Source organism: Micromonospora sp. I033 (assembly GCF_053890995.1).
Window position 1 is genome coordinate 1 of the sequence record NZ_JBSSLX010000074.1, and the last position, 24012, is coordinate 24012.

Below are 24012 nucleotides of genomic sequence, written 5' to 3' on the forward strand. Positions count from 1 at the left end.
GCGATCACCGTCATCGGCCGGGACCGGCCGGGCATCGTGGCCGACGTCGCCGAGGTCCTCGCGCGGCTCGGCGCGAACCTCACCGACTCGACGATGACCCGGTTGCGGGGACACTTCGCGATGACCCTGATCTGCGTGGGCCCGGCCGCCGCCGACGTCGAGGCCGCGCTGGCCCCGCTCGCCGCCGAGGGGCAACTGCTGGCCACCGTACGCGCGGTCACCCCCGACGGGCAGGCCGCGTCCGCCGGCGAGCCGTACGTGATGGCGGTCCACGGCGCGGACCGGATGGGCATCGTCGCGGCGATGACGCGGGTGCTGGCCGACGCGGGCGGCAACGTGACCGACCTGAGCACCCGGTTGACCGGTTCCCTCTACGTGGTGGTCGCCGAGGTCGAGTTGCCGCTGGGCAGCGCCGACGAGGTGGCCGGCCGGCTGGCCCGTACCGCCGCGGAGCTGGGCGTGGGGGTCAGCCTCCGCCCGGCGGACACGGACCTGCTGTGACCGCGGAGGAATACGCCGGCCTGGGCGGCTGGACCCCGGAGAAGCTCGGCCCGGCCGGGGCGGTACGCCCGGTGGTCGCCGCCCCCGACCCGGTGCTCAGCCGGCCCGGGCCGGTGGTCGACCCGACCTCGGCCGAGGTGGTCCAGCTCGCCGCCGACCTGGTCGCCACCATGCGGGTGTCGCCGGGCTGTGTGGGTCTGGCCGCGCCGCAGATCGGGGTGAGCGCCCAGGTGTTCGCGGTGGACGTGACCGGGCACCCGAAGGCGGTCACCGTGCACGGCGCCTTCGTGCTCTGCAACGCCACAGTGGTGGAGGCGAGCCGCTGGAAGGCCGGCCGCGAGGGCTGCATGTCGGTGCCGGACCTGACCGGTGACGTGAAGCGGGCCAGCCGCCTGGTGGTCGAGGGCGTGCTGCCGGGCAGTGGCGAGCCGGTGCGGCTGGTGACCGACGGGTTCGAGGCCCGGGCGCTCCAGCACGAGATCGACCACTGCGCCGGCCTGCTCTTCCTCGACCGGGTGGCCGGGGCGCACGCCGTCTACCAGCGCAAGGTCTACCTCTGACCGGCCGTGGTCCGGGGGTGCCGCTCGGTGACCTCGGACGTCCACTGTGGAGTCGGGAGCGGCCGGAGCGAAGGGCCTCCGGCGCGTCGCGCCAGCGGGCCGGGCGTCGCGCCGTTACGGTGAACGCATCATGCGTATGACGGTCGGCCCGCTGCCTCCCGCCGTGTACTGGCGGCGTCGAGCCGTCGTCTTCGGAGCCGGGCTGCTTTTCCTGATTGTCCTGCTCTATTCCTGCACCGGCCCCGACCGGAACTCCGGCGCCCCGACGGGCAACCCGGGTGGCTCCCCGTCGGTCGCCGCACCCGGCCCGACCGGTTCGCTGCTGACCCCGCAGTCCGGCAGCCCGTCACCCACCCCGGGCGACTCGGGCGGCGGGAGCGGGACGAACGACGGTGGCGGTAGCGGGACGAACGGCGGCGGTGGCACGGGCACCGACAGCGGCGGGGGCACGAACGACGGTGGCGCGTCGGCCGCCCCGGTGGCCGCCGACGGCAGCTGCACCGACTCGGAGCTCCAGGTGACCCCGGTGGCCCTGCCGGCCACCGCGCAGCGGGGCACGGTGGTCACCCTGCGGCTCAAGGTCAAGAACATCTCGGAGCGTACGTGCAGCCGGGATGTCGGGGCCGACCTCCAGGAGCTCTACATCAAGGCCGGCGCGAACCGGATCTGGTCCTCCGACACCTGCGGCACCGGCAAGGGCTCGGACGTGCAGTCGTTCACGCCGAACTTCGAGCGCTCCTACGAGCTGGGCTGGAACGGCAAGCTGGACAACCGCTGCGCCAACGGGGTGGCAAACGGCCAGTTCGCCCCGATCGGCACGTACCAGGTCTTCGCCCGGGTGGGCTCCAAGCTCGGCGAGCCGGTGAAGCTGACCATCACCGGCTGACCCCGGTCAGACGTAGCGCTCCAGGATGGACGCCTCGGCGAGCCGGGACAGCCCCTCGCGGACGCCCCGGGCGCGGGCGTCGCCCACCCCCTCGACCGCCTGGAGGTCCTCCACGGTCGCGCCCAGCAGCCGCTGGAGGCTGCCGAAGTGCACCACCAGCCGGTCGACCACGGCCGCCGGGAGCCGGGGCACCTTGGCCAGCAGGCGGAAGCCGCGCGGGCTCACCGCGGCGTCGAGCGCGTCGGAGGCGGACGGGTAGCCGATCGCCTTGGCCACCGCGACCAGGTCGATCAGCTCGGTGGCGCTGAGCAGGTCGAGCTCGACCAGCGCCTCGTCGAGGGTGCGCGACTTCCGGCCGACCGGGAGGTAGTCCCGGATGACCAGGGTGCGGTCGGCGTCCACGCCGGCCATCAGCTCGTCGAGCTGGAGGGCGAGCAGCCGCCCGTCGGTGCCCAGCTCGACCACGTAGCCGGCGATCTCGTCAGCGATCCGGCGGACCATCTCCAGCCGCTGCACCACGGCCACCGCGTCGCGGACGGTGACCAGGTCCTCGATCTCCAGGGCGGAGAGCGTGCCGGAGACCTCGTCCAGCCGGAGCTTGTAGCGCTCGAGGGTGGCCAGCGCCTGGTTGGCCCGGGAGAGGATGGCGGCCGAGTCGTCCAGGACGTGCCGCTGGCCGTTGACGTAGAGGCTGATGATCCGCATGGACTGGCTGACCGAGATCACCGGGTAGCCGGTCTGCCGGGCCACCCGCTCGGCGGTGCGGTGCCGGGTGCCGGACTCCTCCGTGGGGATCGACGGGTCGGGCATCAGGTGCACCGCGGCCCGGACGATCCGGGTGCCGTCGCTGGAGAGCACCACGGCGCCGTCCATCTTGCACAGCTCGCGGACCCGGGTCGCGGAGAACTCGACGTCGAGCGGGAAGCCGCCGGTGCAGATCTGCTCGACGATCTTGTCGTAGCCGAGCACGATCAGCGCGCCGGTGCGGCCGCGCAGGATCCGCTCCAGGCCGTCGCGCAGCGCGGTGCCCGGCGCCATGAGGGCGAGGTTGGCCCGCAACGGGTCACCGCCGGCCCCGCCGACGCTTCCGGTGACGCTCACGCTGATGGCACGGGCGGGGGAGCCCACGGCGCCGGTGCGGGCGTGCGGCGTCGTCGCGGCGGGCTTGGTGGCATCGCGGTCGATCGGCACGGGCACAGTCTACGGACTGCGGTGCGGTGGGTGCTCTCGCGGTTACTGTGATGTGTCACGATGTCCGGCTCCCCCGGTCGCCGACCCGCTGCGTCGACTGTCCGAAATCGCCCGGGCGGTCCCACCGCACGCGTACCGACCGTCACTCCGCCGACGCGCGCGCGGCAGCTTGGAGGGCCCCTCGGACGTCGGTGACCTCCATCACCCGCATGTTCTCCGGGGCCACCCCGCTGCTGCCGGGGCCGCAGCCGGGCGGCACCAGGGCCAGCCGGAAGCCCAGCCGGGCCGCCTCGGCCAGCCGGCGGGGAACGGCCCCGACCCGGCGCACCTCGCCGGTGAGCCCGACCTCGCCGATGGCCACCAGATGCGGGTTGAGGGCCAGGTTGAGGCCGCCGGAGGCGACCGCCAGCGCCACGGCCAGGTCGGCCGCCGGCTCGACCACCCGGATGCCGCCCACCGTGGCGGCGAAGACCTCGCGGTCGTGCAGGGTCAGCCGCTCGGTGCGCCGCTGGAGCACCGCGAGCACCATGGCCAGCCGGGCGCCGTCCAGCCCGGAGACGGTGCGCCGGGGGGAGCCGGCGACCGTGGCGCCGATCAGCGCCTGCACCTCGGTGACCAGGGCCCGCCGCCCCTCCATGGCCACCGTCACGCAGGTGCCCGGCACCGGCTCCGAGTAGCGGGTCAGGAAGAGGCCGGACGGGTCGGCCAGGCTGCTGATGCCCCCCTCGTGCATCTCGAAGCAGCCCACCTCGTCGGCCGCGCCGAACCGGTTCTTCACACCGCGGACCATGCGCAGCGAGGAGTGCTTGTCGCCCTCGAAGTGCAGCACCACGTCGACCAGGTGCTCCAGGACCCGGGGGCCGGCGACCTGGCCGTCCTTGGTGACGTGCCCGACCAGCACGGTGGCGATGCCGCGCTCCTTGGCGACCGCGACGAGCGCCGCGGTGACCGCCCGGACCTGGGTCACCCCGCCCGGCACGCCCTCGGTGCCGGTGGTGGAGATGGTCTGCACCGAGTCGAGCACCAGCAGCCCGGGCTTGACCGCGTCGAGGTGGCCGAGCACCGCCGACAGGTCGCTCTCGGCGGCCAGGTAGAGCTGGTCGTGCAGGGTGCCCATCCGCTCGGCGCGCAGCCGCACCTGGCTGACCGACTCTTCGCCGCTGACCACCAGCGACGGGCTGCCGGCGTTGGCCGCCCACTGCTGGGCGACGTCGAGCAGCAGGGTGGACTTGCCGACCCCGGGCTCGCCGGCGAGCAGCACCACGGCGCCGGGGACCAGGCCGCCGCCGAGCACGCGGTCGAGCTCGCTCACGCCGGTGGCCCGGGCCCGGGCGGGCGCGGCGCTGATGGTGGCGATCGGGCGGGCCGGCTCGGCGGGCATCCGCGAGCTGACCACCCGGCCGGAGACCAACGGGCCGCTCACCGTGCACTCGACCACCGAGCCCCACTCGCCGCACTCCGGGCAGCGCCCGACCCACTTGGGGGGCTGGTGCCCGCAGGCGTCGCACTCGTAGGCCGGGCGCGGCTCACGGGCGGTGGCCCGGCCGCGGCCGGCGGTGGCGCGGGGCGAGGTCGATCGGGGCGTGCTCACCCCAGGACGCTAACCGGACGGTACGACGAAAGCCCACCCGGAAACGGCGACACCGCCGGCGTGGCGCTGGCCACACCGGCGGTGTCGTCGAAAACGGGTCGGGCGATCAGCTGTGGCCGCCGCCCTCGGTGCCGCCCTCGTGGCCCTCCTCGATGAGGCCGCCCGGGTGGCCGGCGCCGCCCTCCTCCTCGCGGGGCTGCACGACCGGCGAGGGCGGCGCGGCCGGGGTCAGCGGGACGCCGACCGCCGCGCCGGTCCTGATCACCTTGCCGCCGCCGAAGTCGAAGGTCAGGTTGGCCGGCTGGCCGACCAGCAGGCGCTGGTTCAGGCCGACGAGCTGGAGGAACTGCGGGCTGTTGCTGGTGAGCTGCACGTAGCTCAGGGCCGGGATCTCGATCCGGGCCGGCCGGCCGGCCGGCGCGGACTCGCTGGCCGACGGCGACGGGTTCGCCGAGGCGGACCCGCTGGCCGAGGCGGAGCCGCTCGCCGACGGGGACTCGGTGGTGCCGAGCGACTGGCTGGGCGAGGCGCTCGGGTCGGTCGCGGTGGGCGACGCGGAGGCCGGCTCGGTCGGCGAGCCGGTCGGGGTGGCCTCGTCGCTGCCCGCCCCGGCGCCGCCGCTGAGCAGAATCTCGCGGGCGCTGTCGGTGGTGACGGTCACGGTCACCGGCTGCTGGCTGTCGTTGTAGATCACGACGTTCAGCCGCGCGTTGGCGCCGGACTTGTAGCCCTCCGGGCCGGGGAACTCCAGGTAGAGACCGCGCACCTTGTAGAGGTTGTCGGGGGTCTGGACGTTGACGCCCTGCACCGACGGGATCTTGTTGGCGGTCTCGGCCACCTGGCCGGCGCCACACCCGGACAGCAGCAGGCTCGCCGCCGCCGCCGTACCGGCCAGCAACAGGGCCGCCCGCCGGGAACCCCTGATCGAGCGCGTCACGTCGGTCCTCCTCGTCACGATCCCCGCCCGGCCGCACGCCGGACACGGGGTGGCCATACCCGCGCAGACCGCGCTCCAGGGTAGTTGGAGCTGATCGAGGCCCGCACGCCGACCCGGTAATGCCACCTTCGCGGGGAACCGTCAGACCACCCGGCCGCTCGCCACCAGCAGCACCACGTCGATGAGTGCCACCACCAGCACGGCCCGGAAGGCGGCCACCGGCCGGCCGCCGGCCGCGGTCGCGGCGCGTCCGGCGTACCAGCCGAGGGCCGGCACCCCGACGGCGGCGGCCACCGCCGCCAGCCCGGCCCACGACGGCGGCCCGGGCGGCCCGACGACCAGCGCGACGGTGGCCGCGAGGAGCAGCCCGGCGGCGGCCACCCGACTGCCCGCCGGCCCCAGCCGGTGCGGCAGCCCCCGCACCCCGGTCCGCGCGTCGTCCGCCAGGTCGGGCAGCACGTTGGCGAAGTGTGCCCCGGCCCCCAGCAGCGCGGCGGCGGCGACCAGCCAGAGCGGGGGCGCGGGCGCCCCCGGCAGGGCCAGCACCACGAAGGCGGGCAGCGCGCCGAACGAGACCGCGTAGGGCAGCACCGAGACCCGGGTCGACTTCAGTGGCCAGTTGTAGAGCAGTGCCGAGACCAGGCCGAGGGTGGCGCAGAGCGCCGCCGCCGGGCCGGTGGCCAGCGCCAGCAGCGGGGTGGCGACGGCGGCCGGCACGGTGGCCCGGGCCAGGACCCGCCGGGAGACCGCGCCGGTGGTCACCGGTTTGTCGGTACGCCCCACCGTGGCGTCCCGGTCGGCGTCGATCAGGTCGTTGCTCCAGCCCACGGCGAGCTGGCTGGCCAGCACCGTGAGCGCCACGGCGGCGACCCCGCCCCAGCCGTGGCCCACGGCCCGGGCCAGCAGCCCGGCCACCACGGTGACCGCGGCGGCCGGTTCCGGGTGGCTCGCCCTGACCAGCCCTAACACCGACATCGACATAAGGGAAGTCTGGTCGTTACCGGGGAGTCGTGCCACGCTCGGTCCATGCGCGACGCGGCCCCGGTGTCCACCCCGCCCCGGGTGCTGCCGCGCAACGATCCCCGGCAGTACGACGACCTGGCCGGCGAGTGGTGGCGACCGGACGGCGCGTTCGCGATGCTGCACTGGCTGGCCCGGGCCCGCGCGGCGCTGGTGCCACCGGCGTCCGAAAGCGACGACCTGCTGGTCGATCTCGGCTGCGGCGCCGGCCTGCTCGCCCCGCACCTGGCCGGCAAGGGCTACCGGCACGTCGGGGTGGACCTGACCCGCTCCGCCCTCGACCAGGCCGCCGCGCACGGCGTGACGGTGGTCCAGGGTGACGCCACCGCGGTCCCGCTCGCGGACGGCTGCGCGGCCGTGGTCTCCGCCGGTGAGCTGCTGGAACACGTGCCGGGCTGGCGGCGCGCGGTGGCCGAGGCGTGCCGCCTGCTGCGGCCGGGCGGCCTGCTGGTGCTGGACACCCTCAACGACACCCTGCTGGCCCGGCTGGTCGCGGTGGAGCTCGGCGAGCGGCTGCCCACCGTGCCGCGCGGCATCCACGATCCACGGTTGTTCGTGGACGCCCGCGCCCTCGTCGCCGAATGTGCCCGGCACGGCGTGGCGCTGCGGCTGCGCGGCATCCGACCCGAGCTGGGCGGGACACTGGCCTGGCTGCTGCGCCGGATGCGCGGCGGTGACCGTCCTGCCCGGACGGAGCCGCGCATCGTGCCGACCTGGTCGACCGCGGTGCTCTACCAGGGCCGCGGGCACCGGAGCGGGTAGCGGGGGCCGCCCGGGGTAAAGGGACGCCGAGAAGGGGGCTACATGACTGTGCACGCGCTGGAGGCGGCCCGCAGGTTGGCGCCGCGACTGGCCGCCCGCGCGGCCGACCACGACCGGGACGGCTCCTTCCCGGTCGACGACTTCGCCGACCTCCGGGAGGCCGGCCTGTTCGGGCTGATGGTGCCGCGTGAGCTGGGCGGCATGGGAGCCACCTTCGCCGAGTACGCCGCGGTCGCCACCGAGCTGGCCCGGGGCAACGGGGCGACGGCCCTGGTGTTCAACATGCACGCCTCGGTCACCGGCGCGCTGGGCGCGGTCACCGAGGAGCTGGCCGAGGCCCTCGGCGTACCGGACGAGGCGCTGGCGGCCCGGGACCGGCTGCTCCGCGCGGCGGCCGAGGGCGCCTGGTACGCGGTGGCGATGAGCGAACGCGGCGCCGGCGCCCGGCTGTCCCAGCTCAGCACGGTCTACCAGCCGGTCGAGGGCGGGTGGCACCTCAAGGGCAGCAAGACCTTCTGCTCCGGCGCCGGCCACCCGGACGGCTACCTGGTGGCCGCCCGCAGCGCCGCCGACCAGTCGGTGGTCTCCCAGTTCCTGGTACCCGCCGGGGAGGGGCTCACGGTCGAGCCCACCTGGGACTCGCTCGGCATGCGCGCCACCTCCTCGCACGACCTGCACCTGGACGTGACCGTGCCCGCCGACCGGCTGCTCGGCGGGGTGGAGGGCCTGGCCCTGGTGGTCGCCCAGCTCATGCCGCACTGGCTGGTGGCCAGCTACGCGGCCGTCTACGTCGGGGTGGCCCGGGCCTCGATCGACGCCGCCGCCGAGCACCTGAACGCCCGCAACCTGGCCGGCCTGCCGGCGGTCCGGGCCCGGCTGGGCCGGGCGGACGCGGTCGTGGCGGCGGCCGAGCTGGTGGTCGCCGAGGCGGCCCGCCGGGTCGACGAGGCGCCGGGCGACGCGGAGACCAACCGCTGGGTGTGGCGCGCCAAGCTGCTCGCCGGCACCACCGCCGCCGAGGTGGCCGCGTCCATGCTGGAGGCGGCCGGCACCTCGGCCACCCGGCGGGGGCATCCGCTGGAGCGGCTCTACCGGGACGCCCGGTGCGGCTCGCTGCACCCGGCCACCTCCGACGTCTGCGCCGACTGGCTCGGCATCGCCGCGCTCGGCGGTGATCCGGATCGCGACGGCGCGACGCCTCGTTGGTGAGCGCGAGGAGCGAGCCGGAGCCCCGCGGTCGCGAACGAAGGGCGGCGGGTGAATCAGATTTGCGAGTTCCGCAGTCGCGAGCGGACGGGACTCGTTGGGGAAGCGTGGGGTTCGGGGACGAGAGGTGGGGGACATGGGCGTGCCGGTGATCGCGGGCCTGGGTACGGCGCAACCGCCGTCCGCCGCGCAGGACGAGTTGTGGGCGGGCTTCTTCGCGAAGCACTTCTCCGGGACCACCCGGGCGCTGGCCGAGCGGATCTTCGCGAACTCCGGGGTGTCCCGCCGCCAGGCGGCGGTGAACCCGCTGCTGGAGGACGTCTCCGAGTGGCCCACCGAACGCCGGATGCGGCGCTACCAGGTCGAGGCGTTGCCGCTGGGCAAGGAGGCGGTCGGTCGGGCCCTGACCGCCGCCGGGCTCGACGCCGGTGACGTCGGCCTCTTCGTGGTCTGCTCCTGCACCGGGTACGCCACCCCGGGGCTGGACATCCTGCTCGCCCGGGACCTGGGCATGGCCCCGGCCACCCAGCGCATGTTCGTGGGGCACATGGGCTGCTACGCGGCCCTGCCCGGGCTCGGCGCGGCGAGCGACTTCGTCACCGCCCGGGGCCGCCCCGCGCTGCTGCTCTGCGCGGAGCTGACCAGCCTGCACATCCAACCGCCGGGCGCCCGGGTGGACACCCAGCAGATCGTCTCGCACGCGCTCTTCTCGGACGCCGCGGTCGCCGCCGTGGTCGTTCCCGGCGGCCGGGGGTACGCGCTGCGCGAGGTCACCTCGGTCACCGACACCTCCACCGCCGACCACATGACCTGGGACGTCACCGACACCGGCTTCCGGATGGGGCTGTCGCCGAAGGTGCCGCAGGTGCTCTCGCACCACGTCCGGGGGCTGGTCGACGACCTGCTGGCCCGGCACGGGTGGCAGCGTTCCGAGGTGGACGGCTGGGCGGTGCACCCCGGCGGCCCGCGCATCCTCAACGTGGTGGAGCGGGAGCTGGCCCTGCCGCCGACGGCGCTCGCGGCGTCCCGGGCCACGCTGGACGAGCACGGCAACTGCTCGTCCCCGACCGTGCTGCTGATCCTGGACCGGCTGCACCGGGCGGAGACGCCGCCGGAGCGGGTCGTGATGCTGGCCTTCGGACCGGGCCTCACCCTCTACGCGGCGCTGCTGGAGCGCACCTCCTGACCGGACGGTGGCCACCGCCCCGCGCCGCTACGCTCTGCGCGTGGCTTCCGACGAGCGGATCCGGAGTGCGCTGCTGGCCGGGTTGACCGTGGCGGCGCTGGCGGTCGGCGCGGGCTGGTGGCGGGCGGCGGCGCCGGCGCTGGGCCGGCCCGAGCCCGAGCCCACCCCGTCGACCGGCGCCTTCCTCGAACCCGGCTACCGGGTGGTCGACCCGCGGACCGGACAGGTGCTCCCCGGGCCGGAGGCCGACCCGGACGAGGCGGTGGTCATCCACCAGGAGCCCGGCGACTCGACCGTGACCGTGGTGTCCGACGTCCTCTGGCACGACGGCTCCCATCTGCGCCCCGGCGAGCTGGTGGAACGTCAGGTCGCCTCGTCGGCCGCCGACAGGTACGTGCTGACCGTCGGCTGCACCGGCGGGGGCGCGCTCACCGTGAGGTGGTCGGGCGCTGAGGAGGACGGCGAGGACCTGACGATGGGCTGCGCGTCCGGGCCGGTGATCCGCCTGCTCACCGCGGACGGAGGACCGCTGCTGGTGCGGTTCACCGTCACGGGCGCGGAGGTGGACCTGGACGCCCGGCTGGCCTGGCGATCCTGAGCGGCGGTCAGCCGGCCAGCCGGACCAGGTCGTCGCGGTAGTCCGACGCCGGCCCCAGCTCCGGCACCACCCGGACCAGGGTGCCCTGCCGGTCGACCAGCAGGGCGGCGGCCGTGCCGGGGTGGGCGGAGAGGTGCAGGTAGGAGCGGAGGCCGCCGGCCGGGTCGGCGAGCGGGCGTACCCCGGTGGCGGGGGCGGCCCCGGCGGTGCGGCCCTCGGTGACGGTGACCACCGTGACCCCCGGCGGCGCGGCGGCCGCCGCGGTGCGGACCTGCTCCGCGCACGTGCAGGCGTCGACCAGGACGATCATGGCGGGCAGGAGGCCGCGCAGCGACACCGGCGCGTCGTCGGAGCCGACCAGGTCGAGCGCCGGCAGCGGCCCGACCGGGGCCGTCGGGTACGGCAGCACCGTGGGCGCGCCGCCGGAGCGGCTCGCCCGCGGCCAGGTGACCGCCGCCAGGCCGGTGAGCGTGATCACCACGGCTACCAGCAGGACCAGCATCGGCAGCCCGAGCGACGGCCGGCCGGCCGGGCCGAGGCGCCGTCGCCAGGTGGCCTGCCGGCGGTCCCGGCGCAACTCGCGACGCACCTGCCGGGCCTCCTCGGCCAGCGCCGAGGCGTCGTCGGGGACGACCACCCGGCCCCACTCCGGGGGCAGGTCGGGCAGCCCGTCGGGTGGCCCGTGGCCGTCAGCGTCAGGCATGCCCATCGGACCCCCAGGAGCCGTCTCGGTGAGCGGACGTCAGTCCACCTCAAGCGTCCCGCACCGGTGGTCGTACCGCCACACCTGGGCGCACGTGGAATTCCGGGGCTACCATGGAAGGAGCGCATCGCCCTAGATATGAACGCTTCCGTCACTCTTACCGGGTTGTCATCCGTTGGTCACGGAGCGTGTCGAAACCATCGGCTTGACCGCCTGTCAAGCTGAAGAAATACCTCTCACAGGGCCCCTGAGCTGCGCCAACGGTCAGGACAGCGGTGAGACATCGGTGCCTGAGCGTGTTACCCTAGACACAGCGAAAGGGGTTTCGAACCTATGGTTTTCAGTGTCGGCGAGACCGTTGTTTACCCCCACCACGGGGCCGCACTCATCGAGGCAATCGAGACTCGGGTCATCAAGGGCGAGCCCAAGCAGTACCTCGTCCTGAGGGTCGCGCAGGGTGACCTGACGGTCCGGGTGCCCGCCGAGAACGCCGAGATCGTGGGTGTGCGAGAGGTGGTCGGCGAAGAGGGCCTGGGCAAGGTCTTCGACGTGCTCCGTGCACCGCACACCGAGGAGCCGACCAACTGGTCGCGGCGTTACAAGGCGAATCTGGAGAAGCTGGCCTCCGGTAACCCGCTGAAGGTCGCCGAGGTCGTCCGCGACCTGTGGCGCCGGGAGCGGGAGCGGGGTCTCTCCGCGGGTGAGAAGCGCATGCTGGCCAAGGCGCGCGACATTCTCGTCGGCGAGGTCGCGCTGGCCGAGAAGAGCACCAAGGACGAGGCGGAGACGCTGCTCGACAAGGTGCTGACCGAGGCCTGATCCGCACCACGTCGTCCTACCCACCCCGCAGCAAACGAATCCGAGGACCGCGACGTGACCGCGCAGCTCAATCCGCGCGGTGACGTCGCGGTCCTTGTTCCTGCGGCCGGAGCCGGCGTACGCCTCGGCCCGGGCGCTCCCAAGGCGCTCCGGCTGCTCGCCGGCGAGCCGCTGCTGGTGCACGCGCTACGCCGGATCGCCGCCGCGCCCTCGGTGCACACCGTGGTGGTGGCTGCCCCGGCCGCCGACGTCGAGTCGGTCCGGGTGATGCTCGCGCCGGTCGCCCCCGTGACCGTGGTGCCGGGCGGAGCCGAGCGCCAGGCGTCGGTGGCCGCCGCGCTGGCCGCCGTCCCCGCCGGGCCGGAGATCGTCCTGGTGCACGACGCCGCCCGGGCCCTCACCCCGCCCGACCTGGTCGAGTCGGTGGCCGCGGCGGTCCGCGCCGGCCACGACGGGGTGATCCCGGTGCTGCCGGTGGTCGACACCATCAAGGAGGTCGACGCCGGCGAGCAGGTCCTCGGCACGGTCGACCGGGCCGCCCTGCGCGCCGTACAGACCCCGCAGGGCTTCCGCCGGTCGGTGCTGACCGCCGCGCACGAGGCGGCCGGCGACCCGCTCACCGACGACGCCGGCCTGGTCGAGAAGCTGGGCGTCCCGGTGTTCTGCGTACCGGGGTCGGAGCTGGCTCTGAAGATCACTCGCCCGTTCGACCTGGCCCTGGCCGAGCACCTGCTGACCACCGGCGCCTGACGCGTACCCTCGGCTCATGATCGTTCCTCGGGTGGCCATCGGCACCGACGTGCACGCCTTCGCGGCCGGGCGACCCTGCTGGGTCGCCGGCCTGCACTGGCCGGACCAGGACGGCCTGGCCGGCCACTCGGACGCCGACGTGGCGGCGCACGCCGCCTGCAACGCCCTGCTCTCCGCCGCCGGCCTCGGCGACCTGGGCGCCAACTTCGGGGTGGACCAGCCAGAGTGGGCGGGTGCGTCCGGGGTGGCCCTGCTGACCGAGAGCGCCCGGCGGGTCCGGGCGGCCGGGTTCGAGATCGGCAACGTGTCGGTGCAGGTGATCGGCAACCGACCCAAGATCGGTCCGCGCCGGGACGAGGCGCAGCGGGTCCTCTCCGACGCCGTCGGCGCTCCGGTGACCGTCTCCGCCGCCACCACCGACGGCCTGGGCTTCCCCGGGCGCGGCGAGGGGCTCACCGGCATCGCGGTGGCCCTGGTCTACGAGGCACCGACGGCGTGACGTGGCGACCGGGTGGTACCCGGTCGCCACGCCGGATCAGTCGACGTCCGTGCAGACGTCGTGGGTGGTGCCGTGGAGCATCGTGATGGTCTTCTCGAAGGTGGGGGTGAACTCCACGGTGAACTGGCCGTCGACGATCCACAGCCCCTTCGGCAGCGAGCCCGCGTTCTCCCGGAAGCCGAGCAGCACCGGTCCGGTCACGTACCAGGTCATCGACCCGTCCGTGCCGTAGACGACCAGCGAGGTGCCGCTCGCGTCCGCCGTGGACGTCGCCCCGGTCTCGAGGTTGGTCACCCGGTCGATCAGGGTGCCGGTGAACAGCTCCCGCTTCGGCGAGCCGTCCGGGTAGGTGGACAGGGTGAGCTTCCGGACCTCGTCGACGATCGGTTCCACCCGCACGGCGAAGTCGCATCGGGCACCGGCCGGCATTTCGAACGCCTCCTGCGGGGCCGGCTCCCAGGTGCCGGGGGCGATGTCGCCGGCCGCGGCGGACGCCGAGCCGGGCAGGGCCGCGACGATCGCGGCCACGACCGACGCCACCGCGACGCTCATCTTGAAACGCATGGTCACTCCATCCGTGCTTCCGATCAGGGCCGGAACAGGCTCCCCAGCCCCGCTCACCACCGGCTCACCGCGCGCCGAGCCGGAGCCGGGGCGGCACCGCCGGCCGCCGGGCCGCCCGCCGGAGGCACCCACCATCCGCTCACCGCCGGATGACAACCGGCGGCCCGGGCCAGCCTGTCCTGTTCGGTATGGAATTCCGACTGCTCGGACCCTTCGAGGCCCGCCACCGGGGCCGGCCGGTCGAGGTCGGCAGCCGTCGCCAGGAACGCTGCCTGCTCGGGGTGCTGCTGCTCGAACCGGGTCGGGCGGTCCCGATCGACCGCCTCATCGACCTGCTCTGGAACGGCCGGCCGCCGGCGTCGGCCCGGGGTGCCGTGCAGACGTACATCGGCCGGTTGCGGGGTTCGCTGACGCCGTACGGGGTGCGGATCAGCACTCGCGGCGATGGTTACCTCGTCGAAGCTGACGGGCACCGCGTCGACGTCGACGAGTTCGGCGAGCTGGTCCGGGCGGCCGGGGCCGCCGCCGACCCCGCGGAGCGGGTGCGGCTGCTCGACCGGGGGCTGGCCCTCTGGCGAGGACCGCTGCTCGCCGACGCGGCGGACGGCGAGCTGCGGGACCGGCTGGACGGCACCGTCGAGGAGCTCCGGCTGGTCGCCGTCGAGCTGCGCGCTGAGTCGCAGCTCGCGCTGGGCCAGCACGCCCGAGCGATCGCCGAGCTGATGCCCCTGGCCGCCCGCCACCCGACCAGGGAACAGCTCGTCGCCGTCCTGATGACGGCGCTGTACCGGGGTGCCCGCCGGGCCGACGCGCTGCGGCTGTACCGGACCACCCGGCAGGTGCTCGTGGACGAGCTGGGCGTCGAGCCGGGGCCCCGCCTGCGGGAGGTGCACAGCCGGATCATGCGCGGCGACGACCGGCTGGACCGGCCCGGGCGGCCGGTGTACGAGGTACGAGTTCGCGACGAGAGCCTGCCGTGGAGCGTCGGGGGCCACCCGGCGCTGGATTTCTGCAACACCTTCGCGGGGTGGGGTCACGAACCGCCGCTGCCCGGTGCCGAGTGGCTGCGCGGCTACCGCACCCTGGCCGTGTGGGCCGGGCACGTCGGTCTCGTTGACGACGTCTCGGTCAGCCGCCTGCTGCACCTGAGTCGGCGGGACCCCGACCGGGCCGAGGCCGTGCTCGCCGAGGCCCGAGGGCTGCGGCACGCGCTGTACGCCTGCCTGACCGGGCCGGACGACCGGCATGCGTTCGACGTGGTCGCCCGGTACGCGGAGGCCGCCACGAAGGAGCTGGTGTTCCGGCGCGAGGCCGACGGCCGCGGGCACTGGTGGCCGGCGCTCGGGGCCGGGCTCCGGATGCCGCTGCACGCCGTGGCGTGGAGCGCCGCCCAGTTGCTCGCCGACCCGCGCCGGCTCACCCTCCGGACCTGCCCGGACGAGCGGTGCGGGTGGCTCTTCCTGGACGACAGCGGGCTGCGGCGCTGGTGCAGCCTGGGCACCTGCGGACGCTCGCTGGACCGGTCCCGCTGCCACAGCGCCTGACCGGCGCCCCGCCGTACGCTGGCGGGCGGCAGACCGGGCGGAGGGCTACGCTCGGCGGGATGTCGAGTGACGCCGCCCCCGACCAGTCCGCCGCCGACGGCTACCTCCAGCGCGCGCAACTCCTCGCCGAACTGGGCCGGTACGACGAGGCCGCCGAGGAACTCGACGGTGCGCTCGCCATCGATCCGCGGAACGCCGAGGCGTTGACCATGCAGGCCCGGGTGCACCTGGCCGCGAACCGGCCGGCGGAGGCGCTGCCGGTCGCCGAGGCGGCCGTGGCCGCCGCCCCCGGGGCGGTCTCACCGCTGGTGGCGCGCGGCTTCGCCCTGGTCGACCTGGGCCGGTGGCGCGCCGCGGCGCGCACCGGGGACGAGATCCTGGCGCACGGCCCGGACGACGCGTACGCCCAGCGGAGCGCCGCCGCGATCCTGGCCGGGGCGCGCAACGGGCAGCTCGCGCTCAACGCCGCCTGGCGGGGTGTGGAGCTGGCCCCGGAGACCGCGCAGGCGCACCTGGTGCTCGGCCTGGTCGCCGCCCGGCTGGAGCTGTACGACCTGGCCGAGCGGGCCTACCGGGAGGCGTTGCGGCTGGACCCGGAGCTGGCCGAGGCGCGGCACGACATGGGCGTGATCCGGCTGGAGCAGCGCCGCTACGCCGAGGCGCTGGAGCACCTGGCCGAGGCGGCGGCCATGGACCCGGCGGGTGCCGACGCCGGCCGGACCACCGCCGACGAGCTACGTGGGCTGATGCTCCACGGCGCCGGCTGGACGCTTGTGGCCACCGTGCTGGTCGCCTGCCTGGCCCCGGTCGCGCCGGGCCCGTCCCGGGTCCTCGCGGTGCTGGCCGCGCTCGGCGGGGCGCTGCTGCTCCGGCGGCACGCGGCCCGGCTGCCCGGCCTGCTGGACACGATCCTGCCCGGGCTGTTCCGCGCCGACCGCACCCTGGCCGTGGCCGGGTGCGCGGTGGCCGCCGCGCCGGCGCTGCTGGTGCTCTACGCGCTGGTCGGCGGCCCGTGGCCGCTGGTCACCGGGATCGCGGTGACGGTGGTGGCCGGGTTCGCGGTGCTCGCCCGCACCGGCCGGCACCCGGTGCGCTAGGCGCGGCGGGCCCAGGTCCAGGCGTACCCGTCGTCCTCGCAGGCGGTCGCGGCGTCGCAGAGGTCCAGCGGGCGGAAGGTGTCCACCATGACCGCCAGCTCGTCGAAGAAGTCCGCCCCGATCGACCGTTCGGCGGCGCCCGGCTGGGGGCCGTGGGTGAAGCCGGACGGGTGCAGCGAGATCGAGCCCTGCTCGATGCCGGAGCCGCGCCGGGCCTCGTAGTTGCCGCCGGTGTAGAAGAGCATCTCGTCGGAGTCGACGTTGTGGTGGTTGTAGGGCACCGGGATGGCGTCGGGGTGGTAGTCCACCTTGCGCGGCACGAACGAGCAGATCACGAAGTTCGGGCCCTGGAAGGTCTGGTGCACCGGCGGCGGCTGGTGGATCCGGCCGGTGATCGGCTCGAAGTCGTGGATGGAGAACGCCCACGGGTACATGTGCCCGTCCCAGCCGACCACGTCGAACGGGTGGTTCGCGTAGACGTACCTGGTCCAGCCGCGACGGTGGCGGACCAGCACCTCGACGTCGGTCTCGTCGACCAGCAGCGGCGTGTCCGGCCCGCGGACGTCCCGCTCGCAGTAGGGCGAGTGCTCCAGGAACTGCCCGCGCACGGAGAGGTAGCGCTTGGGCGGGCCGACGTGGCCGGCGGCCTCGATGGCGAGCAGCCGGGTCGGCTCGCCGCCGGTGGGCACGAGGCGGTGGATGGTCGAGGTGGGAATGATGACGTAGTCGCCGGCCACGGCCTCCAGCACGCCGAACGGCGACTCCACCCGCAGCGTCCCGGACTCGACGTAGAGGCAGTGGTCGCCGGTGGCGTCCCGGAACAGCGGTGACGGCCGGTCGGCCAGCACGTACGCGATCCGCACGTCGTCGTTGGCGAGCAGGTACTGCCGGCCGAGCACCGGGTCGGCGCCGGCCGCGTCGAGCTTGTGCGTGCGCAGGTGCCGCGGCTTGAGCGGCAGGTTGGGCACCCGGGTGAAGGCGGGCGGGGTGAACTCCTCGGCGGCCACGATCGCGGTGGGCGCGTGCCGGTGGTAGAGCAGCGACGAGTCGGACGAGAAGCCCTCCTGGCCGACCAGCTCCTCCGCGTAGAGGGTGCCGTCGGGCTGGCGGAACTGGGTGTGGCGCTTGCGCGGCACCTCGCCGACGCTGCGGTAGTACGGCATCTCGCCTCCCGATATGTCCCGTTCTCCGGCCGGGGACGTCCGATAATCGGACGCGGTTGTCCGTTCCTTGTAGCGTCCCGTAGATTCTTGTCTCGTGTCAACGCAGGTGCCCCGCCTTCTCGCCGGCCTGGTGGACGACGCGGCGGTCTTCCCGCCCGGCAGCGCCGCGCTACCGGACGCCGTGACCGCGCATCGCCAGCACCGCGCCGGCTGGTACGCCGACCTGGTCGGCCCGCTGCTGCTGCCCGCGTCGACCCTCCCGGACCTGCCCGGCCTGCTCGCCCCCGAGGCGTCCCTGGCGGTCGGCGTGATCGGCGACGTGCCGGTCGGCCGGCTGGAGGCGGCGCTCGCCGAGGCGGACGCCCGGCTCGCCGTCCGCCAGGTCGAGGCGCCCGTCGCCAAGCGTGGCGAGGATCCGCAGCCCGGCCTGGGCGACCTGGTCAAGCTCGCCGAGCGCCTCGGCGGCACCACCGTCTACGCGGAGATCCCGCTGACCTTCGGCCTGATGGGCGCGCTGGACGCCCTCGCCGAGGCACGGGCCGGCGGGCTGCCGGTGGCCGCCAAGTTCCGCACCGGCGGGCTGGCCGCCGAGCTCTTCCCGACCCCGGTCGAACTGGCCGCGGTGATCTGCGCCTGCCGGGACCGGGAACTGCCGTTCAAGCTGACCGCCGGGCTGCACCACGCGATCCGGCACCGGGACCCGGAGACCGGCTTCACCCACCACGGCTTCGTCAACGTGCTGGCGGCCACCCTGGCCGCCGCCGGGGGTGCCGAGGTCGACGGCGTGGCGGACCTGCTGGCCGCCACCGACCCGCTGCGCGTGGTGGAGCTGGCCCGGTCGCACCGGGAGGCCGAGCGCCCGCTCTGGGTCGGCTACGGCTCGTGCAGCATCTCCGAACCACTTACCGATCTGATCCGGCTGGGGCTGGTGAACGGGGGCTTCGAGGAATGAGCTGGGTGACAGGTGCCGCGGGTTCGCCGTACGGGGTGACCAACCTGCCGTACGGGGTGTTCCGGCAGGGCGACCGCGAGCCGCGGATCGGCGTACGCATCGGCGACTTCGTGCTCGACCTGGCCGGCGCGGAGGCCGCCGGGCTGGTGCTGGCCGCCGGCGCGCTCGGCCGGCCCACCCTCAACGACTTCATGGCGCTCGGCCGTCCGCAGTGGACCGCCGTCCGGCAGCGGGTCACCGAGCTGCTCACCGATCCCGCGCACCGGCCGACGGTGGAGCCGCTGCTGGTGCCGCTGCGCGAGGTGGAGCTGCTGCTGCCGTTCGAGGTCGCCGACTACGTCGACTTCTACTCGTCCGAGCACCACGCGTCGAACGTCGGGCAGATCTTCCGCCCCGGGCAGCCGGCGCTCCTGCCGAACTGGAAGCACGTGCCGATCGGCTACCACGGCCGCGCCGGCACGGTGGTGGTCTCGGGCACCCCGGTGGTCCGCCCGACCGGTCAGCGGGCCACCGCGCAGGGCCCGACCACAGGCGCCTCCGTCCGGCTGGACATCGAGGCCGAGGTCGGCTTCGTGGTCGGGGTGCCGAGCCGGCTCGGCGACCGGGTCCCGGTCGCGGACTTCGCCGACCACGTCTTCGGCGTGGTGCTGGTCAACGACTGGTCCGCCCGGGACATCCAGGCCTGGGAGTACCAGCCGCTCGGGCCCTTCCTGGGCAAGTCCTTCGCCACCTCGGTCTCGGCCTGGGTCACCCCGCTGGACGCGCTGGGTGACGCCTTCGTGCCGGCCCCCGACCAGGACCCGCCGGTGCAGGACTACCTGCGCGACACCCCGCACCTGGGGCTGGACCTGAGCCTGTCGGTCGAGTGGAACGGCGAGCGGGTGGCCGAGCCGCCCTTCGCCACCATGTACTGGACCCCCGCGCAGCAGCTCGCCCACCTCACCGTGAACGGCGCGTCGCTGCGGACCGGCGACCTCTACGCCTCCGGCACCGTCTCCGGCCCCGAGCGCGGGCAGGTCGGCTCGTTCCTGGAGCTGACCTGGGGCGGGACCGAGCCGGTGAAGTTCGCCGACGGCACCGCCCGGACCTTCCTGGAGGACGGCGACACGGTGACGATCACCGCCACCGCGCCCGGCCCGGACGGCACCACAATCGCCCTCGGCGAGGTCACCGGGAGCATCCGTCCGGCCCGCTGAGCGCCCCCTGTTCACTCTCCGTCCCCGGTCGCACCCGCTGTGCGATCGGGGACGTTTCCTTCCCCGTTGATCGTCGCGGATTGCGTACGCCCCGGCGGTGCGGGCCGGGGCGCACCCGAGTGAACAGGAAGGACCACGAGGATGACCGAGCTGACCGGCGCCGTCTGGCGCACCAGCAGCCGCTCCAACGATCAGGGCCTCTGCGTCGAGGTGGCGACAAACGTGATCGCCGCGCACGGCGTGGTGGGCGTACGCGACTCGAAGGACCCCCAGGGTCCGTCGCTCGCGGTCAGCCCACCGGGCTGGACGGCCTTCGTCGCCGCGATCCGGGGTGACGCCTTCCGTCGCTGACCGCTCGCCGTGGCCCGGTGCCCCGCACGGGGCACCGGTGGTGGAAATGTCACCGCAAGGCTCCCGTTACCCGGTGACGGCCCGTACCGTGGACGACACGGGAGGTGCCATGTCGACGGTGACGGTTTCCGCATTCATCGAAGCGCAGGACGTCGACGTCTGGCGGCTCCTCACCGACCTCCCGGCGCGGGCCGACTGGCTCTCCGCGGTCGGCACGGTCGACGTCCTCAGCCCCGGTGATCTCGGGCCCGGCACCGCCTGGCGGGAGACCCGGGTCCGGCCGGACGGCGTCGCCGAGCCGGAGGAGTTCCTGGTGGTCGAGGCGGTCGCGCCGGCGCGGCTGGTGCTCAGCTCGCGGGGCGCGGGCGCGGACTACCGGATCACCTGGACGCTGCGCACGGTCGAGCGGCGCCGGCGCGGCTGCACCGAGGTCACCGTCGAGCACGAGGCGGTGCCGACCCGCGCGTACGGCCGGGTGCTGGCGCTGATCCTCGGGGGCCTGGCCGCCCGGGCGGTGGAGGGCGCGCTCCGGCGTGACCTGGCCGACCTGGCGCTGGCCGTCGGGCCCACGCGGTCCGCCGAGGCCGCCTGAGCCGACCTCCCACCCGACCGGCGGCGGACGGCGAATCGCCGCTCCGCGCGGATGACGCCGCGCGGCGTCCGGGTGCCGCCGCTGGGTAGGGTGCCGGGCGGAGGTGCGGCATGGGGAAGCCCTCGGGGCGGCGGATCGTGGTGACGCTCGTGGCGGTGCTGGCCGTCGCGGCGTCGGCCGCCGTGGTGCTCCGGGTGCTCGCGCCCGCCGAGGTCGAGACGGTCGCCCGGGGCGGGTACCCGGCCACGCCCACCCCGCCGACCGGGGTGATCGGCCGGCTGCCGGTGGCGCCGCTGGTCGTGGACGGCCGGCTCCGCGTCTACGCGGGCGCCCGCCAGGTCTACGCCGACCAGCCCGTCTCCCGGAAGCACCGGGTCACCCCGTTCTGGTCCTACCGCCGCTGGCCGGCGAAGCTGGTCGGCGTGCTCGCCGAGGGCACCACGGTGGTGAGCCGCTGGTCCGACGGGAAGCTCGTGGCGCTGAACGCGCGTACCGGACGGGTCGCCTGGCGGGCCGACGGCCCCGAGCCGGGCGCGGTGCCGGAGCCGCGCCGCACCTACGCCGCCACGGTCTGGGATCCGGAGGGCCTGCACGTCACCAGGGCCGCCGACGGCCGCGCCGTGCTGGTCGCCGCCGGCCCCGGCGCGGTCGCCGGGTACGCCCTGGCGGACGGCGGCCGGCTGTGGCGGGCCGAGGTGGCGCGGGGCTGCCGCACGGACGTGGGCACCACGGCCGCCGGGGAGCTGCTCGGTGTGGACTCCTGCGCCGGCCCGGCCACGGTCGAGTTCCGGGACGCGGCGACCGGCGCGGTGCGTGGTCGCTGGCGACCCCCGGACGCGCCGGAGCAGCTCGTGGTGACCCCGGTCGGCTGCCGGGACGGGCACTCGGCCTGCCGGGGGCTGCGCACCGCGGGGCCCGGCGACGAGACCGGCCGGGGCTGGCTGGTCACCGGCGCGGCTGAGCCGGTGGCCGCCCCCGCCCTGGACGGCCCGGACACCGAACTGGACGGCGAGCGCGCGGTGGGGATCGCGGGCGGCGTGGTCACGGGACGGTCCGCCCGCACCGGCGAGGAGCTGTGGCGCCGGGCCGACCTGGGGCCGGTCCGGATCCTGGCGGTCGAACCGGGCCGGGTGCACCTGCTGACCGAGCGGCGCGACCTGGTCACCCTGGACCCGGTGACCGGGGCGGAGCGGTCGCGGTTCGCCATGGACATCGGCCGGGACGGGACCGGCTGGCAGCCCGGCCGGGCGCATGCGGCGGACGGCTACGTGGCGGTGGAGCGGCTCCGCGAGCGGGCCCGCCCGGACGACGACGACCAGGGGTACTACCTGATGGCCGAGCCGGTGCTGCTGGCCGCGACCTGACCACTCCATTCAACCGAAAACGGACAAACAGCCCTATAATTCCCAGGTACCGTCGGGTGAGACGTCCGGGGCCGGTCCGTAGGGGGTTGACGGACCGGCCCCGGGCCTGCGCCGTCAGGCCAGCGCGGCCTCGGCGGCGACCAGGAAGGCGTCGTTCTCGGCGGGCGTGCCGATGGTGACCCGCACGCCGTCGCCGGGGAACGGCCGGACGATCACCCCGCGCGCCTCGCACGCCTTGCCGAACTCGACGGCCCGCTCGCCCAGCGGCAGCCAGACGAAGTTGGCCTGGCTCTCCGGCACGTCCGGGACGAACTTGCGCAGCGCCTCGTTGACCCGGTCCCGCTCGGCGACGACCAGCGCGCAGCGCCGCTCGACCTCATCGGCCTGCGCCAGCGCGGCCAGCGCGCCGGCCTGGGCGGCCATGCTGGTGGAGAAGGGGGTGACCACCTTGCGCACCGCGGCGGCGACGGTCGGCTCGGCGACCAGCCAGCCGATCCGCAGGCCGGCCAGGCCCCACGCCTTGGACAGGGTGCGCAGCACCGCCACGTTCGGCCGGTCCAGGTAGCTCAGGCCGTCCGGCACCTCGGGGTCGGTGACGAACTCCCGGTACGCCTCGTCGATCACCACGAGCACGTCGTCCGGCACCGCGTCGAGGAAACGGTCCAGCTCGGCCTTGCGGACCGCGGTGCCGGTCGGGTTGTTCGGGTTGCAGACCAGGATCATGCGGGTCCGGTCGGTCACCGCCGCCGCCATCGAGGCCAGGTCGTGGCCGTGGCCGGCGTCGTTCGGCACCCGCACGCTGGTGGCGCCGCTGGTCGCCGCGATGATCGGGTACGCCTCGAAGGAGCGCCACGAGTAGAGCAGCTCGTCACCGGGGAGGCAGGTGGCCCGGACCAGGTGCTCGGCCAGCGCCACCGAGCCGCAGCCGGTGGCGATCCGGTCGGCGTCCACGCCGTACCGCTCGGCGAGGGCCTGGCGCAGCGCCACCACGCCCATGTCGGGGTAGCGGTGCGAGCCGGCCACCGCCTCGGCGACCGCCTCCACCACGCCGGGCAGCGGGCCGTACGGGACCTCGTTGCTGGCCAGCTTGATCGCCTCGGGCAGGCCCAGCTCGCGGGCCAGGTCGGCCGGGCTCCGCCCGGGCACGTAGTTGGGCAGCGCGTCCAGGTCGGCGCGGGTGAGCCGCAGCGGAGGCTGGTGACGTCCGGTGTCGGTCATGGGGTGTCTCCCGGGGGGTTGGCGCGGTCGCGCGGGGTGGTACGGGTGTCGGGCCGGGTGCGGGGGAGCTGGACCACCACGGTCTGCGCCCGCTTGTCGTGCAGGGCCTGCCGCAGCGGCTGGTCGAAGAGTGGGGAGACCGCGTCGACGAACTGGAGCAGCAGGCCGAGGCCGCAGCAGTACCAGAGCAGGGTGGGCAGGCCGAGGGTGCTCCAGCGCCGGGTGGCCCGGCCGAAGCCGAGCGGCTGGTCGGTCTCGACCGGCAGCGCGCGGACGCCCATCAGCCGCTTGCCGAAGGTCTGCCCGCGGGCGGCCATCGAGGGCACCTCGTAGGCGAACCAGAGCGCGGTGGCGATCAGCAGGATGGCGATCTGGAGCCCGGCGGCCTGGTCGCCCGGCTGCGGCAGCCCGTCGGTGGAGGTGTCCCCGGCCAGCGACCGGCGTACCGACTCGCGCAGGTAGGGCGAGATCTCCTCGATGTAGCGCCAGACGAACCAGCCGTTGACCGCGGCGTTGAGCAGGAACACCACGCCGAAGTCGATCAGGCGGGCGACCAGCCGGGCGCCGTACGAGGCGAGCGGCAGCCCGTGCGGGCGTGGGGCCGGCGGCCGGCCCGGCCAGCCCGGGTACGGCCAGCCCGGCGGCGGTCCGGGCTGGCCGGGCCGCGCTGCCCACGCTCCCGGCTGTCCCGGCTGCCCAGGCTGTCCCGGCTGTCCGGCCCATGGTCCCGGCTGCCCCGGCCAGGGCTGTCCCGGCCCACCG

26 protein-coding genes are annotated in these 24012 nt (G+C 75.1%); 17 read left to right on the plus strand and 9 right to left on the minus strand.

From position 1 onward, the window contains the following. The 3 genes from ACW0Q9_RS14865 to ACW0Q9_RS14875 all read left to right on the plus strand — a co-directional run. On the plus strand, nucleotides 1-501 hold a 501-nt coding region (locus ACW0Q9_RS14865), incomplete at its 5' end, for a glycine cleavage system protein R (RefSeq protein ID WP_456181634.1). Beyond that, nucleotides 498-1061: a peptide deformylase gene (locus tag ACW0Q9_RS14870; protein WP_456181636.1), complete on the plus strand. Its 564-nt coding sequence runs from the start codon at nucleotides 498-500 to the stop codon at nucleotides 1059-1061. The genes ACW0Q9_RS14865 and ACW0Q9_RS14870, both read left to right, overlap by 4 nt. A gap of 130 nt (nucleotides 1062-1191) precedes the next feature. Beyond that, nucleotides 1192-1947 (plus strand): hypothetical protein, encoded by a 756-nt coding sequence (locus ACW0Q9_RS14875; RefSeq protein ID WP_456181638.1) that lies wholly within the window; start codon nucleotides 1192-1194, stop codon nucleotides 1945-1947. A 6-nt stretch (nucleotides 1948-1953) separates the two neighbouring features. Here ACW0Q9_RS14875 and disA read toward each other — a convergent pair whose 3' ends face one another. The 4 genes from disA to ACW0Q9_RS14895 form a co-directional block, all read right to left on the minus strand. Continuing rightward, nucleotides 1954-3138 (minus strand): DNA integrity scanning diadenylate cyclase DisA, encoded by a 1185-nt coding sequence (gene disA / locus ACW0Q9_RS14880; RefSeq protein WP_091267634.1) that lies wholly within the window; start codon nucleotides 3136-3138, stop codon nucleotides 1954-1956. A gap of 142 nt (nucleotides 3139-3280) precedes the next feature. Beyond that, a complete protein-coding gene (gene radA, locus ACW0Q9_RS14885) occupies nucleotides 3281-4729 on the minus strand; it encodes a DNA repair protein RadA (protein ID WP_456181641.1) in 1449 nt (482 codons plus the stop codon). A 106-nt stretch (nucleotides 4730-4835) separates the two neighbouring features. Next, a complete protein-coding gene (locus tag ACW0Q9_RS14890; protein WP_456181643.1) occupies nucleotides 4836-5666 on the minus strand; it encodes a hypothetical protein in 831 nt (276 codons plus the stop codon). A gap of 141 nt (nucleotides 5667-5807) precedes the next feature. After that, on the minus strand, nucleotides 5808-6647 hold the full coding sequence (locus tag ACW0Q9_RS14895) for a UbiA family prenyltransferase (RefSeq protein WP_456181645.1): 840 nt from the start codon (nucleotides 6645-6647) through the stop codon (nucleotides 5808-5810). A 45-nt stretch (nucleotides 6648-6692) separates the two neighbouring features. Between ACW0Q9_RS14895 and ACW0Q9_RS14900 the strand changes: the two genes are divergently transcribed. The 4 genes from ACW0Q9_RS14900 to ACW0Q9_RS14915 all read left to right on the plus strand — a co-directional run bounded on the left by ACW0Q9_RS14900 (nucleotide 6693) and on the right by ACW0Q9_RS14915 (nucleotide 10438). After that, nucleotides 6693-7448 carry a methyltransferase domain-containing protein gene (locus ACW0Q9_RS14900; protein ID WP_456181646.1) on the plus strand — a complete coding sequence of 252 codons (756 nt, stop codon included), beginning with the start codon at nucleotides 6693-6695 and terminating at the stop codon, nucleotides 7446-7448. A gap of 42 nt (nucleotides 7449-7490) precedes the next feature. After that, nucleotides 7491-8657 (plus strand): acyl-CoA dehydrogenase family protein, encoded by a 1167-nt coding sequence (locus ACW0Q9_RS14905; RefSeq protein WP_456181648.1) that lies wholly within the window; start codon nucleotides 7491-7493, stop codon nucleotides 8655-8657. A gap of 133 nt (nucleotides 8658-8790) precedes the next feature. Beyond that, nucleotides 8791-9840 carry a type III polyketide synthase gene (locus ACW0Q9_RS14910; RefSeq protein ID WP_456181650.1) on the plus strand — a complete coding sequence of 350 codons (1050 nt, stop codon included), beginning with the start codon at nucleotides 8791-8793 and terminating at the stop codon, nucleotides 9838-9840. 40 nt (nucleotides 9841-9880) lie between these two features. After that, entirely contained in the window at nucleotides 9881-10438 is a 558-nt protein-coding gene (locus ACW0Q9_RS14915; protein ID WP_456181652.1) for a hypothetical protein, read from the plus strand. Between the two features lie 7 nt (nucleotides 10439-10445). On the opposite strand, the gene ACW0Q9_RS14920 is transcribed toward ACW0Q9_RS14915, so the two are convergent. After that, the gene (locus ACW0Q9_RS14920; protein WP_456181654.1) at nucleotides 10446-11147 is read right to left on the minus strand and encodes a hypothetical protein; all 702 of its coding nucleotides are present in this window, start codon (nucleotides 11145-11147) and stop codon (nucleotides 10446-10448) included. A 327-nt stretch (nucleotides 11148-11474) separates the two neighbouring features. On the opposite strand from ACW0Q9_RS14920, the gene ACW0Q9_RS14925 reads away from it, so the two are divergent. From ACW0Q9_RS14925 to ispF, 3 genes are read left to right on the plus strand one after another with little or no spacing between them, the layout of a single operon-like run. Continuing rightward, a complete protein-coding gene (locus ACW0Q9_RS14925) occupies nucleotides 11475-11960 on the plus strand; it encodes a CarD family transcriptional regulator (protein ID WP_007073334.1) in 486 nt (161 codons plus the stop codon). A 54-nt stretch (nucleotides 11961-12014) separates the two neighbouring features. After that, entirely contained in the window at nucleotides 12015-12710 is a 696-nt protein-coding gene (gene ispD / locus ACW0Q9_RS14930; RefSeq protein WP_456181658.1) for a 2-C-methyl-D-erythritol 4-phosphate cytidylyltransferase, read from the plus strand. A gap of 16 nt (nucleotides 12711-12726) precedes the next feature. Then, nucleotides 12727-13209 (plus strand): 2-C-methyl-D-erythritol 2,4-cyclodiphosphate synthase, encoded by a 483-nt coding sequence (gene ispF, locus ACW0Q9_RS14935; RefSeq protein ID WP_456181660.1) that lies wholly within the window; start codon nucleotides 12727-12729, stop codon nucleotides 13207-13209. 36 nt (nucleotides 13210-13245) lie between these two features. Here ispF and ACW0Q9_RS14940 read toward each other — a convergent pair whose 3' ends face one another. Beyond that, nucleotides 13246-13773, minus strand: a complete 528-nt coding sequence (locus ACW0Q9_RS14940) for a hypothetical protein (protein ID WP_456181662.1) — start codon at nucleotides 13771-13773, stop codon at nucleotides 13246-13248. Between the two features lie 188 nt (nucleotides 13774-13961). On the opposite strand from ACW0Q9_RS14940, the gene ACW0Q9_RS14945 reads away from it, so the two are divergent. Further along, nucleotides 13962-15317, plus strand: coding sequence for a BTAD domain-containing putative transcriptional regulator (locus tag ACW0Q9_RS14945; protein WP_456181664.1), 1356 nt, complete (start codon nucleotides 13962-13964; stop codon nucleotides 15315-15317). A gap of 59 nt (nucleotides 15318-15376) precedes the next feature. Continuing rightward, nucleotides 15377-16414, plus strand: a complete 1038-nt coding sequence (locus ACW0Q9_RS14950; RefSeq protein WP_456181666.1) for a tetratricopeptide repeat protein — start codon at nucleotides 15377-15379, stop codon at nucleotides 16412-16414. Here the strand turns inward: ACW0Q9_RS14950 and ACW0Q9_RS14955 are convergent. Then, nucleotides 16411-17577 (minus strand): homogentisate 1,2-dioxygenase domain-containing protein, encoded by a 1167-nt coding sequence (locus tag ACW0Q9_RS14955; RefSeq protein ID WP_456181668.1) that lies wholly within the window; start codon nucleotides 17575-17577, stop codon nucleotides 16411-16413. The two genes, ACW0Q9_RS14950 and ACW0Q9_RS14955, sit on opposite strands and share 4 nt — an antisense overlap. Nucleotides 17578-17671: 94 nt before the next feature. Between ACW0Q9_RS14955 and ACW0Q9_RS14960 the strand changes: the two genes are divergently transcribed. From ACW0Q9_RS14960 to ACW0Q9_RS14980, 5 genes are all read left to right on the plus strand, one after another. Next, the gene (locus tag ACW0Q9_RS14960; RefSeq protein WP_456181670.1) at nucleotides 17672-18529 is read left to right on the plus strand and encodes a hypothetical protein; all 858 of its coding nucleotides are present in this window, start codon (nucleotides 17672-17674) and stop codon (nucleotides 18527-18529) included. Next, nucleotides 18526-19725: a fumarylacetoacetase gene (gene fahA / locus ACW0Q9_RS14965; RefSeq protein ID WP_456181672.1), complete on the plus strand. Its 1200-nt coding sequence runs from the start codon at nucleotides 18526-18528 to the stop codon at nucleotides 19723-19725. The genes ACW0Q9_RS14960 and fahA overlap by 4 nt, the downstream gene beginning before the upstream one ends. Before the next feature lie 141 nt (nucleotides 19726-19866). After that, nucleotides 19867-20076 carry a DUF397 domain-containing protein gene (locus ACW0Q9_RS14970; RefSeq protein WP_456181674.1) on the plus strand — a complete coding sequence of 70 codons (210 nt, stop codon included), beginning with the start codon at nucleotides 19867-19869 and terminating at the stop codon, nucleotides 20074-20076. A 109-nt stretch (nucleotides 20077-20185) separates the two neighbouring features. After that, nucleotides 20186-20668 (plus strand): SRPBCC family protein, encoded by a 483-nt coding sequence (locus ACW0Q9_RS14975; RefSeq protein ID WP_456181676.1) that lies wholly within the window; start codon nucleotides 20186-20188, stop codon nucleotides 20666-20668. Between the two features lie 110 nt (nucleotides 20669-20778). Beyond that, nucleotides 20779-22032 (plus strand): outer membrane protein assembly factor BamB family protein, encoded by a 1254-nt coding sequence (locus ACW0Q9_RS14980; RefSeq protein WP_456181678.1) that lies wholly within the window; start codon nucleotides 20779-20781, stop codon nucleotides 22030-22032. A 114-nt stretch (nucleotides 22033-22146) separates the two neighbouring features. On the opposite strand, the gene hisC is transcribed toward ACW0Q9_RS14980, so the two are convergent. Then, nucleotides 22147-23250, minus strand: a complete 1104-nt coding sequence (gene hisC / locus ACW0Q9_RS14985; RefSeq protein ID WP_456181680.1) for a histidinol-phosphate transaminase — start codon at nucleotides 23248-23250, stop codon at nucleotides 22147-22149. Beyond that, the coding region (locus ACW0Q9_RS14990) for an RDD family protein (RefSeq protein WP_456181682.1) at nucleotides 23247-24012 on the minus strand (766 nt) is incomplete at its 5' end. The genes hisC and ACW0Q9_RS14990, both read right to left, overlap by 4 nt.

Excerpts from the sequence above, each read along its gene's own strand:
- ACW0Q9_RS14905 (WP_456181648.1), top strand. The coding sequence starts at position 7,491 with ATGACTGTGCACGCGCTGGAGGCGGCCCGCAGGTTGGCGCCGCGACTG.
- ACW0Q9_RS14875 (WP_456181638.1), top strand. The coding sequence starts at position 1,192 with ATGCGTATGACGGTCGGCCCGCTGCCTCCCGCCGTGTACTGGCGGCGT.
- ACW0Q9_RS14975 (WP_456181676.1), top strand. The coding sequence starts at position 20,186 with ATGTCGACGGTGACGGTTTCCGCATTCATCGAAGCGCAGGACGTCGAC.
- ACW0Q9_RS14920 (WP_456181654.1), bottom strand. The coding sequence starts at position 11,147 with ATGGGCATGCCTGACGCTGACGGCCACGGGCCACCCGACGGGCTGCCC.
- ACW0Q9_RS14970 (WP_456181674.1), top strand. The coding sequence starts at position 19,867 with ATGACCGAGCTGACCGGCGCCGTCTGGCGCACCAGCAGCCGCTCCAAC.
- ACW0Q9_RS14895 (WP_456181645.1), bottom strand. The coding sequence starts at position 6,647 with ATGTCGATGTCGGTGTTAGGGCTGGTCAGGGCGAGCCACCCGGAACCG.
- ACW0Q9_RS14950 (WP_456181666.1), top strand. The coding sequence starts at position 15,377 with ATGTCGAGTGACGCCGCCCCCGACCAGTCCGCCGCCGACGGCTACCTC.
- ACW0Q9_RS14900 (WP_456181646.1), top strand. The coding sequence starts at position 6,693 with ATGCGCGACGCGGCCCCGGTGTCCACCCCGCCCCGGGTGCTGCCGCGC.
- ACW0Q9_RS14945 (WP_456181664.1), top strand. The coding sequence starts at position 13,962 with ATGGAATTCCGACTGCTCGGACCCTTCGAGGCCCGCCACCGGGGCCGG.
- ACW0Q9_RS14940 (WP_456181662.1), bottom strand. The coding sequence starts at position 13,773 with ATGCGTTTCAAGATGAGCGTCGCGGTGGCGTCGGTCGTGGCCGCGATC.
- fahA (WP_456181672.1), top strand. The coding sequence starts at position 18,526 with ATGAGCTGGGTGACAGGTGCCGCGGGTTCGCCGTACGGGGTGACCAAC.
- ACW0Q9_RS14980 (WP_456181678.1), top strand. The coding sequence starts at position 20,779 with ATGGGGAAGCCCTCGGGGCGGCGGATCGTGGTGACGCTCGTGGCGGTG.
- ispF (WP_456181660.1), top strand. The coding sequence starts at position 12,727 with ATGATCGTTCCTCGGGTGGCCATCGGCACCGACGTGCACGCCTTCGCG.
- ACW0Q9_RS14925 (WP_007073334.1), top strand. The coding sequence starts at position 11,475 with ATGGTTTTCAGTGTCGGCGAGACCGTTGTTTACCCCCACCACGGGGCC.
- ACW0Q9_RS14910 (WP_456181650.1), top strand. The coding sequence starts at position 8,791 with ATGGGCGTGCCGGTGATCGCGGGCCTGGGTACGGCGCAACCGCCGTCC.
- ACW0Q9_RS14955 (WP_456181668.1), bottom strand. The coding sequence starts at position 17,577 with ATGCCGTACTACCGCAGCGTCGGCGAGGTGCCGCGCAAGCGCCACACC.
- hisC (WP_456181680.1), bottom strand. The coding sequence starts at position 23,250 with ATGACCGACACCGGACGTCACCAGCCTCCGCTGCGGCTCACCCGCGCC.